Below are 14055 nucleotides of genomic sequence, written 5' to 3'. Positions count from 1 at the left end.
TCAAATGGAGGTCGGAATCCCGCCCGGCAGAGAAGAGCCGAGCCCATGGCAAGACGCAAGGCCGAAGGGGGACGGGGCGACGCCCCGAAAAGTGGGGGACTGCGACGGCTCGGCGAGTGGTGTGCCCACCACTTCGTGATCGTGATCGTCGCCTGGGTCGTGGCGCTCGGCGTGCTCCAGGCTCTCAACCACATCCACGGCGGGGAGTACTCGGACAACTTCGCCCTGTCCGACGTGCAGTCCGAGAAGGGCCTGGACGTCCTCAAGGAGCACGATCCGCAGGCCGGCGGCTACAGCAGCCAGATCGTCACGCACGACGCGGACCAGCCGCTGACCTCGTTCGGCTCACAGATGTCGGCCACCGTCGCCGACCTCCAGAAGCTGCCGCACGTGCTGAGCGTGCAGAACCCGCTGGAGGCCACCTCCTCCAAGGTCGGGCCGCTGTCCTCGGACGGGAAGACCGGCTACATCACCATCCGCTTCGACGAACAGCCCGCCCTCCTGGGCGACAGCTACCTGAACGGCGTCGACAGCGCCGTGGAGCCGCTCCGACAGGCGGGAGTCGACGTCGAGTACGGCGGATCGCTCGGCGAGCTGGAGCGGCCCGCCGGCAACGACCGGCTCAGCGAGGCGATCGGGTTCGGCGTCGCCATCATCGTGCTGCTGGTCGGCTTCGGCAGTCTGATCGCCGCCTTCCTGCCGCTGATCTCCGCCCTGATCGCGGTGGTCGGCGGACTGGCCTGTCTCGGGCTGCTCGCCCTCGCGTTCACCTTCGCCACGGTCTCGCCCACCCTGGCCACGATGATCGGCCTCGGCGTCGGCATCGACTACGCCCTCTTCCTGCTCACCCGGCACCGGCAGAACCTCATGGACGGCGCCGATCCGGTGCGCGCCGCCGGTCACGCCGCCGCCACCTCAGGACGCGCGGTGCTCGTCTCCGGCACCACGGTGATCGTCGCTCTGATGGGCCTGTGGGTGTCCGGCGTGAACTTCATCGGCCTGCTCGGCGTCGCCGCGGCCGTCACGGTCGTCTCCGCCGTCCTGGGCGCGCTGACCCTGGTCCCGGCCCTGCTGGGGCTGGTCGGCCGCAACGTCGACCGCTGGCACCTGCGCAGGCCCGTCGCCGAGACCGAGGCCGGAGGGGACATCTCCCAGGGCACCTGGCACCGCTATGCCAAGCGCGTGGAGCACCATCCGTGGCGGTACCTGTCCGCCGGCGTGGCCACCGTCGCGGTGCTGGCCATCCCCGTCTTCTCGATCCAGCTCGGTCACATCGGCGACGGCGCCGACCCCACGTCCTTCACCGACCGGCGGGCCTTCGACCTGATGACGGACGCCTTCGGCGCGGGCTCCAACGGGCCGCTCACCGTCGTCGTGGACCAGACGAACGTACCGGACTCGCAGCGCTCCGACCTGGCCTCGAAGACCCAGCAGGCACTGAACGACGCGTCCGGGACCTCCTTCGTCAGCCCGCTGCAGCCGACCCAGGACGGCGACGTCCTGGTCGGCACGGTCTACTCGTCGGTGTCCCCGCAGAACAAGGACACCACCGACCTCGTCAACCGCCTCTACGACCACACGCTCCCCGACGCGGCCTCCGGCACCGACGCCGAGGGCTACGTCACCGGGACCACGGCCGCCCAGGTCGACTTCCGCAACATCGTCGCCGAGCGGCTGCCGCTGATCATCCTCGTGGTGGTCGGCCTCGCCTTCCTGATCGTCCTGGCGGTCTTCCGCGGCCTGCTGGTCGCCGTGAAGGCGGCCGTCCTCAACGTCCTGTCGATCGCGGCCTCGTACGGCGTGGTGGTCGCCGTCTTCCAGTGGGGCTGGGGCGGGCCCGCGCTGGGGGTGCACGGCAAGGTGCCCATCGAGAGCTATGTGCCGATGATGATGTTCGCGATCATCTTCGGCCTGAGCATGGACTACGAGATCTTCCTGCTGTCCCGGGTGCACGAGGCGTGGAAGCGCACCGGGAACGCCAAGGACTCGGTCGCCCACGCGCTGGAGATCACCGCGCGTGTGATCACCTGCGCCGCGCTGATCATGGTGAGTGTGTTCGCGGCCTTCATCATCAGCGACAACATCGTCGTCAAGATGCTGGGCCTGGGGCTCGCCGTCAGTGTGCTCATCGACGCCACCGTGGTCCGGCTGCTCATGGTGCCCGCCGTGATGACGCTGCTGGGCGAGCACGCCTGGTGGACGCCCCGCCGGCTGGACAGGATCCTGCCGCACATCGACACCGAGGGCACCGGCGAGAAGCTGGGCGCCCTGCCGGAGCCCGGGCCGCCCAAGGACGGGTGACCGGTCCTACAGCCCCGCCAGCACCGCGTCCGTGAACGGCGGCCACGCCTGGACCGCCCACGGCCCGAACGCCCGGTCCGTCAGCGCGACGCAGGCCGCGCTCGCGTCGGGGTCGATCCACAGGAACGTACCCGACTGCCCGAAGTGCCCGAAGGTGCGCGGCGAGGACGAGGCGCCCGTCCAGTGGGGGGACTTGCCGTCGCGGATCTCGAAGCCGAGGCCCCAGTCGTTGGGGTTCTGGTGCCCGTACCCCGGCAGGACGCCCTTCGTCCCCGGGTACTGCACGGTCATCGCCTCGGCGACCGTGCGCGGGTCCAGCAGCCGGGGCGCCTGCACCTCAGCCGCGAAGCGCAGCAGGTCCTCGACGCTCGACACGCCGTCCTTGGCCGGGGAGCCCTCCAGGGAGGTGGCCGTCATGCCCAGCGGCTCCAGCACGGCCTGCCGCAGATACTCCGCGAACGGGATGTCCGTCGCCTTGGCCACATGGTCCCCGAGCTGCTCGAACCCGGCGTTGGAGTACAGCCGCCGCTCCCCGGGCGGGGCCGTCACCCGGTGCTCGTCGAAGGCCAGCCCCGAGGTGTGCGCGAGCAGATGCCGCACCGTCGACCCCGCGGGCCCGGCCGGCTCGTCGAGCTCGACGGCGCCCTCCTCGTAGGCGACGAGCACCGCGTACGCGGCCAGCGGCTTGGTGACCGAGGCCAGCGGGAACCGGTGCCCGACGGGACCGTGCGTACCCACGACCGTGCCGTCCGCGCGTACGACACCCGCCGCCGCGGTGGGCACGGGCCAGTTCTCGATCAGTGCGAGGCTGCTCAACGACATGCCGTCGAGCCTATGCGGCCCGAAGGCACGGGCGCATCGAGGGGTCCGGCAGTGCCCTCAGGACGATCTCGGCCCAGGTCCGGCTCGTCGGCCACGGTGATCGCGTCACGTCCCGTGGTTTTCTTACCGTTTCCGCTTGCTTGGAGCGCACTCGAAGGTCATAGCGTTGAGGACATGACGGTGATGGAGACCACGAGTACCAGGACCGACACCTGCGCCGCCCCGCCGCACCCCCATCGGCGGCCGACGGGCCAGGACAGCTACACGATCAGCGAGGTCGTCGCCTTCACCGGTCTGACGGCCCACACCCTGCGCTGGTACGAGCGGATCGGTCTGATGCCGCACGTCGACCGCTCCCACACGGGCCAGCGCCGCTACAGCAACCGGGACCTGGACTGGCTCGACCTCGTCGGCAAGCTGCGGCTGACCGGCATGCCCGTCGCCGACATGGTCCGGTACGCCGAGCTGGTGCGCGAGGGCGACCACACCTTCGGCGAGCGCTTCGAACTGCTGGAGACGACCCGGCGCGACGTCCTCGCCCGGATCGCCGAGCTCCAGGACACGCTCGCCGTGCTCGACCGGAAGATCAGTTTCTACGCGGACGCCGGGCGTCTGTACGAGCAGGAGAAGACGGAGAAGGCGGTATGACGGACAGCAGGATCGCGACGGCACGACTCGGCGCCACCGGACCCGAGGTCGGTGTCCAGGGCCTCGGCTGCATGGGCATGAGCTTCGCGTACGGCCCGTCGGACGCGGACGAGTCCAGGGCGACCCTGGAGCGGGCCCTGGAACTGGGCGTCACGCTGTACGACACGGCGGACGCTTACGGGGCGGGGGAGAACGAGAAGTTCCTCTCCCCGTTCTTCCGGGCCCACCGCGACGAGCTGGTGATCGCCACGAAGTTCGCTCTGGCGATCGACCCGGACGACCCGACCAAGCGGATCATCCGCAACGACGCGCCCTACATACGCCAGTGCGTCGAGGCGAGTCTGAAGCGCCTGGACGTCGACGTGATCGACCTCTACTACATGCACCGCCGCGACGTGAACGTCCCCCTGGAGGAGACCGTCGGCGTCATGGCGGAGCTGGTCCGCGAGGGCAAGATCAAGCACCTGGGCCTCAGCGAGGTGACGGCGGCCGAGCTGCGCACCGCGCACGCCGTGCACCCGATCGCGGCCGTGCAGTCCGAGTGGTCCCTGTTCAGCCGTGACATCGAGGCGAAGGTGGTGCCGGCCGCCCGGGAACTGGGCGTGACCCTGGTGCCGTACTCCCCGCTCGGCCGCGGCTTCCTCACCGGCTCCTTCGCCAAGGCCGAGGACCTCACGGCCGGCGACTTCCGCCGCCAGCAGCCCCGTTACACCGGCGAGAACGCCGCTGCCAACGCCGCCCTCCTGGACCCGATCCGCACGGTGGCCGAGGCCCACGGGGCCACGCTCGGACAGATCGCCCTGGCCTGGGTGCAGCAGCGCGCATCGGTACACGCCCTCCCGGTCATCCCGATCCCGGGCACCCGCAAGCCGTCCCGAGTCGAGGAGAACACGGCGGCGACCCGGATTGTCCTGACCGAGGAGGAACTGGCGCTGTTGGAGCCGATCGCATCGAAGGTGGCCGGAGACAGGTACGCGGACATGCGGTTCGCCTCGGCGGGCCGGGAGTAGGACGCCCCACCGAGGCGGAGAGACGCGGCCTTTCGAGGCGGAGAGACGCGGTTCTCGGAAGCGCCGGGGCCCGTAACGTCCCTCCGGGGCGCGTGACGCGGCCTTTCGAGGCGGCGAGACGCGGATCTCGGAAGCGCCGGGGCCCGCAACCTCCCCAGGGGCGCGGGGAACTGCGCGACCAGCCCCCACCGACCCGCAGTCGCCGACGCACAGCACCCGGCACCCGGCATCCGGCATCCGGCATCCGGCATCCGCGAAGCGTTAAAGCTCCGCCAGCAACTCCGCCTTCTTGGACGAGAACTCCTCATCCGTCACGAGTCCCGCCTCATGCAGCTCGCCCAAATGCCGGATCCTCTCCGCGATGTCGGCCGGATCGCGCCTCGGCGCACTGGCCGGCACCGCGGCGACCGGCCCCCTCCTGCGCACGGCCGAGAGAACCGCCGCCGCGAACGGCAACGACTCGTGCACCGGCCCGTACCCGAGCCCGAACACGACGGCCGCCGGATCCTGATCGGCCTGCGCCGGCTGCCCATCCGCCGAGTCCCGCCGCAGCAGCCGTAGATGTCCCTCGAACACCTCCGGCGAGCGCCACTCCACTCCGCTCAGCTCGGCCACCGGGAAACTCTGATCGCCGGCCTTCCACTTCGCCGAGGACGCACCGGTCCAAAACCATCTGAAACGGACGACACTGCCATCAAAGGTGGCTTTCGCGTCATACGCCTTGAAATGCATCGGCACCTCAGGCGCCCCCATGAGGAACTCCTCGGCCGGCCCGGACTCCGTCAGCTGCGCCCGCAGTTCGTCGCCGTAGTACTCGGCCAGCGTCTCGCGCTCCGCCGGCAACACCAGCCGGTACGGATCGCCGCTCTCCTTCAGCTGCCCGGCCGCCGCCTCCAGCAGGGGATCGGCGCCGGGCCTGGGTTCGAGGCGCAGGGCGACGGTTCCACGCTTGCCGGGCGTCAGCGTCACCGCACCGAGCGCCGCATAGGGGACACGGCGCTCACCGAGCGCCTGAAAGAGCTTAGGTGTTCGAATCCCCCGTTCGTAACGGATGAGCACGGAGTCGGACTCGAACTCCCAGGCGGCATGAAATCCGGCCAGTACGTCACCCATGCGGCTCATCGTATGCGGCACGTGCTCCTCCGTCGCCACCCCGCGCACACCGCAATTCCTGCGCGTCTACGCGCGTCCGGCCGACGCCGTGTCGGACAAACCCGCCCGGCAGACCTCGGCATCGTGTGCGCAGCGCACCGCGTGGTATGCGCCAACGCCGATCTCTGCGAAGTTCGTGACACTCTCCGTGCCCGGCTCGAAATAGCCACCGTGACCCTTCGCGTCCCACGCCGACAGCACCCGGGCGCCGAACGCCGAGGACACCGGGTCCTCCCCGTGCCCCAGCCCGCCGACCTCCAGATAGGGCACGTCCTGCACCCAGTCGTCCGCGTCCCGCATCGCCCACACGCGCGCGGACGTACCCAGCTGGGAGGCCTTCGCGACCCGCATCCCGGGGCTGCCGGCCACCGCTATGTCGGCCACCCGCTCCGGCAGCACGGGCGCGGCGAGGCCGCACAGCACCGAGCCGTAGCTGTGGCAGAACAGGGAGACGGGCGAGTCGCCGGGCAGGCCCCGCACCAGCGCGTTCAGGCGTACGGCCCCCGACCGGGCCCGCATCGCGGTCGCCGAGTCGATGCCGAGCCCGTTCGGCGCGGTGTAGTCGGCCCAGGCGATCACGGCCGTACGCGTCGTGGGGGCGGCCTCGCGCTCGGCGGCGTACAGCGACTCGGCCATGCCGACCGGTGCCGTGTACTTGCGGTTGGTGCGCTGGAAGGTGAGCAGATCGGTGTCGACGCCGGGGACGACGACCGAGATCCGCTCGGCCCTGGTCAGGTCTCCGAACACCTCGGCGGCCCGCCCGGAGCCGTCCGGATCGAAGGCGAGGATGTGCCGTTCCGGCCGCATCATGTCCTCGAAGCGATGCATACGGCGGCCCGCCTCGCGCTGCCCGCCGGGCGTGAGCCGTTTGTCGTGCATGCGTTTGCGCTCGACCTCACGGGCGTCGTCGAGCGCGAAGCGGTTCGCGCGGTAGCGCAGCTCGACCGGCGCGCCGTTCATGTTGCCGACCGCGAGTGAATAGCGGTGGGCGAGGCTCGTGCGCTGCGCGTCGGTGAGCGAGGCGAAGAACCGGGCGAGCCGCGTGGGGGAGGAGTTCGCGGCCGGCAGTTCGCGCCCGGCGATGGCGCCCTGCTCCCAGGCGCTGATCGAGGCCTGGAGCGGAGCGGAGCCGCGGTGGTGTCGCAGGGCGGTCCAACCGGTGGTCGCCAGCATCACGAACACCACGGCCAGCGCGAGAAGAGCGCGCCAGACGTTCAGTTGCGGGGAGGTGTCGAAGGAAGTCACTGGGAGGACACACTAGGAGAACGGGCGGGTCTCGCGTTAACCAAGTGACAGGTATCACGTTTCGATCACAGCGCTGCGAACACGCCCATGACCTCAGTGTGTTCGCCAGCTCTCGCTGAGTGCGGGGCCGATCTGTTCGAGATACGAGACGGTCAGTGCCCGCATCGCGTCGAGGCTGAAGTCCTCCCCCGTGCTCCACTGACGCTCCGTCAGTCGCATCACCCCGCCGAACACGGCCACCGCGAGGCGCGGGCGCGGATCGGTGTCGGGGTCGACGCCCTCGCGCTCGGCGAGGATCAGGGCGATGGCCTCCTCGATCTCGACGGACCTGCGCAGATGGGCGGCGAGCAGCACGGGCGTCGACTCCACCACCTGGTACATGCGCAGGTAGAGCTCGACCGGCGCGACGGCCTCGATCACGTCGTTGAGCGTGTCCCAGCCCTCCAGGACGGCCTGGCGCAGCGCCTCCATGGGCGGTTCGTGCGGCGGGCGGGCGCGCACCGCGTCCAGGAAGTGCGCCACGGTCATGTCCTGGAGCGCGAGGGCGGCCTCCTCCTTGCCCGCGAAGTACCGGAAGAACGTGCGCTGCGACACCTCGACGGCCGCGGCGATGTCGTCGACGGTCGTGTGCTCGTAGCCCTGGCTGGTGAACAGCTCCAGCGCGGTCCGCAGCAGCGAGTCCCGGGTGCGCTGCTTCTTGCGTTCGCGCAGTGTTTCCATAGGTGTCAGTTACCGACTTGTGAATTGGTTTGTCAATTGTCAGCGGCTGTCATTAGCCTCGAACGCATGACTAGTCAGACCACCATCGACAAGACGGGGTCGGGGGGCGACGCACCGCCGGTCCCGTCGGACGCGGCACCGGCCAAGGGGCTGCGCGGGCACCCTTGGTTCACCCTCATCACCGTCGCGGTCGGGGTCATGATGGTGGCCCTCGACGGCACCATCGTGGCCATCGCCAACCCGGCCATCCAGAAGGACCTCGGCGCCACCTTCGCCGAGGTGCAGTGGATCACCAACGGCTACTTCCTCGCCCTCGCGGTCTCCCTGATCACCGCGGGCAAGCTCGGTGACCGCTTCGGGCACCGCCAGACCTTCCTGATCGGTGTGGTCGGCTTCGCCGCCGCCTCCGGTGCCATCGGCATGTCCGACAGCATCGCGCTGGTCGTCACCTTCCGTGTCTTCCAGGGCCTGTTCGGCGCGCTGCTGATGCCGGCCGCGCTCGGCCTGCTGCGTGCCACCTTCCCGGCCGAGAAGCTCAACATGGCCATCGGCATCTGGGGCATGGTCATCGGCGCCTCGACCGCCGGCGGCCCGATCCTCGGCGGCGTCCTCGTCGAGCACGTCAACTGGCAGTCGGTGTTCTTCATCAACGTGCCGGTCGGCATCCTCGCCGTCGTCCTCGGTGTGCTGATCCTGCTCGACCACCGTGCCGAGAACGCCCCGCGCTCCTTCGACATCCTGGGCATCGCCCTGCTGTCCGCCGCGATGTTCTGCCTGGTCTGGGCGCTCATCAAGGCCCCCGAGTGGGGCTGGGGCGACGGCAGGACGTGGGCGTTCATAGCCGTCTCGGTGATCGGCTTCGCGCTCTTCGGCTTCTGGGAGACGAAGGTCCGCGAACCGCTGATCCCGCTCGCGCTGTTCCGCTCGGTCCCGCTGTCCGCGGGTGTCGTCCTGATGGTCCTGATGGCCATCGCCTTCATGGGCGGTCTGTTCTTCGTGACGTTCTACCTCCAGAACGTCCACGGCATGAGCCCGATCGACGCGGGCCTGCACCTGCTGCCGCTCACCGGCATGATGATCGTCGGCTCCCCGCTCGCGGGCGCGATGATCACCAAGTTCGGCCCGCGGGTCCCGCTGGCCGGCGGCATGGCGCTCACCGCGATCGCCATGTACGGCATGTCCACGCTTGAGACGGACACCGGCAGCGGCATCATGTCGGTCTGGTTCGCCCTGCTCGGCCTCGGCCTCGCGCCGGTCATGGTCGGCGCCACCGAGGTCATCGTCGGCAACGCGCCGATGGAGCTGTCCGGCGTGGCCGGTGGTCTCCAGCAGGCCGCGATGCAGATCGGCGGCAGCCTCGGTACGGCTGTCCTCGGCGCCGTCATGGCCTCCAAGGTCGACAGCGACCTCGCCGGCAACTGGGCGGACGCCGGGCTCCCGGCGCTCACCCCGGCACAGGAGGCCCAGGCCTCCGAGGCGGTCCAGGTGGGTGTGGCCCCGGTCGCGCCGGGCACACCGGACGCCATCGTCACGAAGATCACGGACGTGGCGCACGACACGTTCATCTCCGGCATGAGCCTCGCCTCCCTCGTCGCAGCCGGTGTGGCGCTCGTGGCCGTCGCGGTCGCGTTCCTCACCAAGCGCGGCGAGAACGCGGAAGCCGGAGCGGGCGCCGCGCACATCTGACGCGCCCCAGGCGCCGGTCGGTCTCGCCGGGAGGGATCCGGGCGGTGGTTCCCCTATCAGGGTGACAACACCGATGATCCCTCCCGATCGGCATGCGCCGCAGGTGACAGTGGGTCAAGCCAGGGCCTGCGGCGCGCTGCCGGAGGGGGTCAGCGCGCCGCAGGCCCGGATGAGCAGGGATGAGAACGGTGACGGGCGCACTTTCCGCTGCAGTTGCCGCAAGGGCAATGCTCCCGCCTCCGCCACCACACCCGGCCCGCCCCCGTTCGAAACCCGGGAGTTCACAGTAAAGGGTGCCAAGTGCCGGGTCTGGACCACCGGCGGGGGCCTCGTGGGCCACGCGAAGTGCTGGAGTGGCGGTTCCTCCCAGCACAGAGCTGTTGTCAGGTGCGCCGCCTACAACCGCCCGGGCACCACCACCGGGTATGGCCGCTGGTGGTCCAGTTTCCCGCCGGAGAACGAGGCGGAAACGTCGAGCTACCGCTGTTCGTCGGATGGACGAGGTTGGGTTGATGACGTGTATGCCGAGAACCTGACCGTGTCCTGGTCCGCCCTGGTCCGATCCCGCATGAGGGACCGTCGGCTTGCTGTCGGTCCCTTTTGGGTTCTTCGGAGCGCGGACTTCAAAGGCGCGGGTCGAACGGGCGGCCCGGGTCAGTGCTGCCGGTCCTCCACAGGCATCGGGGCAGGACGTGGGGCGGTCGAAAGCGCGTTGATTTCGGCCCGCAGTGACCTCACCTCTTCGGTGAGTGCGGCGATGGCCGCGGTCTGCCGGCGCTCCTCCACGTCGTCCGCTTCGAAGCGGGAGATGAACCAAGCAGCGATGTTGGCGGTCACCACACCGAGCAGCGCGATCCCGGAGAGCATCAGGCCGACCGCGATCATGCGGCCCGGGCCGGTGGTGGGCGAGTGATCGCCGTAGCCCACGGTCGTCATCGTCGTGAACGACCACCACACCGCGTCGCCCAGCGTATGGATGTTCGCGCCCGGCGCGTCCCGCTCCACGGAGAGCACCGCCAGGGAGCCGAACATCATCAGCCCCACCACGGAGCCGACGATGTACGTCGTGAGCCTGATCTGCGAGGCCATCCGCGCCCGCTGCCCCACCAGCACCAGCGTCGACACGAGCCGCAGCAGCCGAAGAGGCTGGATCAGGGGCAGCAGCACCGCGCACAGGTCCAGCCAGTGCGACCGTACGAACTCCCGTCGCCGGTCCCTGTCCGTGAGGGTGAGCCGGACGGTGTAGTCCGCCGCGAACGCGCCCCACACCAGCCACTCCACCGCGAGGCACACGGACACCGTGTCCCGGCTCGCGTCCGGCGAGACGATGGGCACGGCATAGGCCACGGCGAAGGCCACGGACAGACCGAGAAGGGGCCGTTGGGTACGCCGTTCCCAGCGGACTAGCGCGGGCGATTGCTTCATGGGCATGGGCGCATCGTAGGAAATGCGAAGGGCGGTGCGCCCCGCAGGCCACCCACGGGCGCCTCGGGCGCACCACCCCGTCGACAGACGCTACGCGTCGCCTCCCGCGGCGCCCGGGTCCGCCGCCGACACGTCGAGCAGCTGGTAGCGGTCGATCGCCTGCTTCAGCGCCGACCGGTCGACCTTGCCCTCCTTGGCCAGTTCGGTGAGCACCGCCACCACGATCGACTGGGCGTCGATGTGGAAGAAGCGGCGGGCCGCGCCACGGGTGTCCGCGAAGCCGAAGCCGTCCGCGCCCAGCGACTGGTAGGTGCCCGGCACCCAGCGCGCGATCTGGTCCGGCACCGACCGCATCCAGTCGGAGACGGCCACGAACGGCCCCTCGGCCCCGCTCAGCTTCCGGGTCACGTACGGCACCCGCTGCTCCTCCTCCGGATGCAGCAGGTTGTGCTCCTCGCACTCCACGGCCTCGCGCCGCAGCTCGTTCCAGGACGTCGCCGACCAGACGTCGGCCTTGACGTTCCACTCCTCGGCGAGGATCTTCTGCGCCTCGACCGCCCACGGGACGGCGACACCCGAGGCCATGATCTGCGCCGGGATCGACCCTGCGGTGCCCTCGCCGATCCGGTGGACGCCCTTGAGGATGCCCTCGACGTCGACGCTCGTCGGCTCGGCCGGGTGCTGGATCGGCTCGTTGTAGACGGTGAGGTAGTAGAAGACGTCCTCGCCGTGCGGGTGCTCGGCGTCGCCGCCGTACATCCGGCGCAGACCGTCCTGCACGATGTGCGCGATCTCGTACGAGTAGGCCGGGTCGTAGGCGACACAGCCCGGGTTGGTCGAGGCGAGCAGCTGCGAGTGGCCGTCCGCGTGCTGGAGGCCCTCACCGGTCAGGGTCGTACGGCCGGCGGTCGCACCCAGCACGAAACCGCGCGCCAGCTGGTCCGACATCTGCCAGAACTGGTCGCCGGTGCGCTGGAAACCGAACATCGAGTAGAAGACGTACACCGGGATCAGCGGCTCGCCGTGCGTGGCGTACGCCGAGCCCGCCGCGATCAGCGAGGCCGTGCAGCCGGCCTCCGAGATGCCGTCGTGCAGCATCTGGCCCTGCGGCGACTCCTTGTACGCGAGCAGCAGATCGCGGTCGACCGACTCGTACTGCTGGCCGAGCGGGTTGTAGATCTTCGCACTCGGGAAGAAGGAGTCCATGCCGAACGTGCGGTACTCGTCCGGCGCGATCAGCACGAACCGCTTGCCGATCTCCTTGTCCCGCATGAGGTCCTTGAGGAGCCGGACAAAGGCCATGGTCGTCGCGATGGACTGGTGGCCCGAGCCCTTCTTCACGGTCGCGTACGTCTTGTCGTCCGGCAGCGCCAGCGGCTGGGAGCGCACCACACGCGTCGGGACGTAACCGCCGAGCCCCTTGCGGCGGTCGTGCATGTACTGGATCTCCTCGGAGTCGCGCCCCGGGTGGTAGTACGGCGGGAGCCCGCTCTCCAGCTCCTTGTCGGCGATCGGCAGGTGCAGCCGGTCACGGAAGCGCTTGAGGTCGTCGACCGTCAGCTTCTTCATCTGGTGCGTGGCGTTGCGGCCCTCGAAGTTGGGGCCGAGCGTCCAGCCCTTGATCGTCTTGGCGAGGATCACCGTCGGCTGGCCCTTGTGCGCCTTGGCCGCCGAGAACGCCGCGAAGATCTTCTTGTGGTCGTGACCGCCGCGCCCCAGGTGCAGGATCTGGTCGTCGGTCATGCCCTCGACCATCGTGCGCAGCCGCTGGTCGTCGCCGAAGAAGTGGTCGCGGATGTACGCCCCCGTCTCGGTCGCGTACGTCTGGAACTGGCCGTCCGGCGTGGTGTTCATGCGGTTGACCAGCAGCCCGTCGCGGTCCTGCGCGAGCAGCGGGTCCCAGGTGCGGTCCCAGATGAGCTTGATCACGTTCCAGCCGGCGCCGCGGAAGATCGACTCCAGCTCCTGGATGACCTTGCCGTTGCCCCGGACCGGGCCGTCGAGGCGCTGGAGGTTGCAGTTCACCACGAAGGTCAGGTTGTCCAGGCCCTCACGGGCGGCGATGGACAGCTGGCCCAGCGACTCCGGCTCGTCCATCTCGCCGTCGCCGAGGAACGCCCACACGTGCGACTTGGAGGTGTCCGCGACGCCGCGCGCCTGCAGGTAGCGGTTCATCCGCGCCTGGTAGATCGCGCCGATCGGGCCGAGGCCCATCGACACGGTCGGGAACTCCCAGAAGTCCGGCATCAGCCGCGGGTGCGGGTAGGAGGACAGGCCGTACGGCGCCTTCGACTTCTCCTGGCGGAACGCGTCCAGGTTCTGCTCGCTGAGGCGGTCCAGCAGGAACGCGCGTGCGTAGATACCCGGGGAGGCGTGGCCCTGGAAGAAGACCTGGTCGCCGCCGTCGCCCTCGTCCTTGCCCCGGAAGAAGTGGTTGAAGCCCACGTCGTAGAGCGAGGCGGAGGAGGCGAAGGTGGCGATGTGACCGCCGACGCCGATGCCGGGGCGCTGCGCCCGGGACACCATGACCGCGGCGTTCCACCGGGTGGCGTTGAGGATCTTGCGCTCGATCTCCTCGTTGCCCGGGAAGAACGGCTCGTCCCTGGTGGCGATGGTGTTGACGTAGTCCGTGCTGCGCATCTCGGGCACGGCCACACGCTTCTCACGCGCCCGCTCGATCAGCCGCAGCATCAGATAGCGGGCCCGCTCCCGGCCGCGCTCGTCCACGGCGGCGTCGAGGGAATCGAGCCACTCCCGGGTTTCCTCGGGATCGAAGTCAGGAACCTGACTCGGAAGGCCGCCAATGATGATCGGGTTGCGATCTGATCCGGAAGCCACGCTGTTCCTTACCTGTCAGAGGGCCGTATTTCTGGGTGTCTGCACCGCTCCCCATCGTGTACCTCGGGGCGCCAAACGTCATCTCTACTGTGAGGTAACCGGCGCTTCGTGAACGGTGGAGTACCCACGCATGGTTCCCAAACTCACAAAGGGGGCAGATTGGTGTGGTGCGCGTCACCTTGAGACCATGAGGGTGTGCCTGGAGTTG

At 69.6% G+C, this 14055-nt stretch carries 10 protein-coding genes; 4 read left to right on the top strand and 6 right to left on the bottom strand.

The genetic code is table 11. The annotated features are described in order from the left end of the window. Positions 1–45 precede the first annotated feature (45 nt). A complete protein-coding gene (locus AC3ETA_RS00160) occupies positions 46–2301 on the top strand; it encodes an MMPL family transporter (protein WP_432190730.1) in 2256 nt (751 codons plus the stop codon). 6 nt (positions 2302–2307) lie between these two features. Here the strand turns inward: AC3ETA_RS00160 and AC3ETA_RS00155 are convergent, their stop codons facing one another. After that, entirely contained in the window at positions 2308–3123 is an 816-nt protein-coding gene (locus tag AC3ETA_RS00155; RefSeq protein WP_432190729.1) for a serine hydrolase domain-containing protein, read from the bottom strand. A 174-nt stretch (positions 3124–3297) separates the two neighbouring features. On the opposite strand from AC3ETA_RS00155, the gene AC3ETA_RS00150 reads away from it, so the two are divergent. Then, a complete protein-coding gene (locus tag AC3ETA_RS00150) occupies positions 3298–3771 on the top strand; it encodes a MerR family transcriptional regulator (protein WP_432190728.1) in 474 nt (157 codons plus the stop codon). Further along, positions 3768–4781, top strand: a complete 1014-nt coding sequence (locus AC3ETA_RS00145; RefSeq protein ID WP_432190727.1) for an aldo/keto reductase — start codon at positions 3768–3770, stop codon at positions 4779–4781. Before AC3ETA_RS00150 ends, AC3ETA_RS00145 begins: the two co-directional genes overlap by 4 nt. A gap of 261 nt (positions 4782–5042) precedes the next feature. On the opposite strand, the gene AC3ETA_RS00140 is transcribed toward AC3ETA_RS00145, so the two are convergent. From AC3ETA_RS00140 to AC3ETA_RS00130, 3 genes are all read right to left on the bottom strand, one after another. Beyond that, entirely contained in the window at positions 5043–5903 is an 861-nt protein-coding gene (locus tag AC3ETA_RS00140; protein ID WP_432191044.1) for a DUF4429 domain-containing protein, read from the bottom strand. Between the two features lie 57 nt (positions 5904–5960). Then, complete coding sequence (locus tag AC3ETA_RS00135; protein ID WP_432190726.1) at positions 5961–7178, bottom strand: alpha/beta hydrolase; 1218 nt, start codon at positions 7176–7178, stop codon at positions 5961–5963. A gap of 93 nt (positions 7179–7271) precedes the next feature. After that, positions 7272–7898: a TetR family transcriptional regulator gene (locus AC3ETA_RS00130; RefSeq protein WP_432190725.1), complete on the bottom strand. Its 627-nt coding sequence runs from the start codon at positions 7896–7898 to the stop codon at positions 7272–7274. 66 nt (positions 7899–7964) lie between these two features. Between AC3ETA_RS00130 and AC3ETA_RS00125 the strand changes: the two genes are divergently transcribed. Next, positions 7965–9584 carry an MFS transporter gene (locus tag AC3ETA_RS00125; protein WP_432190724.1) on the top strand — a complete coding sequence of 540 codons (1620 nt, stop codon included), beginning with the start codon at positions 7965–7967 and terminating at the stop codon, positions 9582–9584. Positions 9585–10238: 654 nt separating this feature from the next. Here AC3ETA_RS00125 and AC3ETA_RS00120 read toward each other — a convergent pair. Further along, a complete protein-coding gene (locus AC3ETA_RS00120) occupies positions 10239–11009 on the bottom strand; it encodes a potassium channel family protein (protein WP_432191043.1) in 771 nt (256 codons plus the stop codon). A 90-nt stretch (positions 11010–11099) separates the two neighbouring features. Next, positions 11100–13847 carry a pyruvate dehydrogenase (acetyl-transferring), homodimeric type gene (gene aceE, locus AC3ETA_RS00115; protein WP_432190723.1) on the bottom strand — a complete coding sequence of 916 codons (2748 nt, stop codon included), beginning with the start codon at positions 13845–13847 and terminating at the stop codon, positions 11100–11102. Positions 13848–14055: the final 208 nt, after the last annotated feature.

The organism is Streptomyces sp. bgisy027, from assembly GCF_057710365.1.
The sequence above is the reverse complement of the archived record's forward strand: the minus strand, read 5'-3'. Positions and strand labels throughout refer to the sequence as shown.

What these genes read in the sequence shown, in the direction of transcription:
- AC3ETA_RS00145 (WP_432190727.1), top strand. Translation starts at nt 3,768, where the DNA reads ATGACGGACAGCAGGATCGCGACGGCACGACTCGGCGCCACCGGACCC.
- AC3ETA_RS00120 (WP_432191043.1), bottom strand. Translation starts at nt 11,009, where the DNA reads ATGAAGCAATCGCCCGCGCTAGTCCGCTGGGAACGGCGTACCCAACGG.
- AC3ETA_RS00155 (WP_432190729.1), bottom strand. Translation starts at nt 3,123, where the DNA reads ATGTCGTTGAGCAGCCTCGCACTGATCGAGAACTGGCCCGTGCCCACC.
- AC3ETA_RS00140 (WP_432191044.1), bottom strand. Translation starts at nt 5,903, where the DNA reads ATGAGCCGCATGGGTGACGTACTGGCCGGATTTCATGCCGCCTGGGAG.
- AC3ETA_RS00150 (WP_432190728.1), top strand. Translation starts at nt 3,298, where the DNA reads ATGACGGTGATGGAGACCACGAGTACCAGGACCGACACCTGCGCCGCC.
- AC3ETA_RS00125 (WP_432190724.1), top strand. Translation starts at nt 7,965, where the DNA reads ATGACTAGTCAGACCACCATCGACAAGACGGGGTCGGGGGGCGACGCA.
- AC3ETA_RS00160 (WP_432190730.1), top strand. Translation starts at nt 46, where the DNA reads ATGGCAAGACGCAAGGCCGAAGGGGGACGGGGCGACGCCCCGAAAAGT.
- AC3ETA_RS00130 (WP_432190725.1), bottom strand. Translation starts at nt 7,898, where the DNA reads ATGGAAACACTGCGCGAACGCAAGAAGCAGCGCACCCGGGACTCGCTG.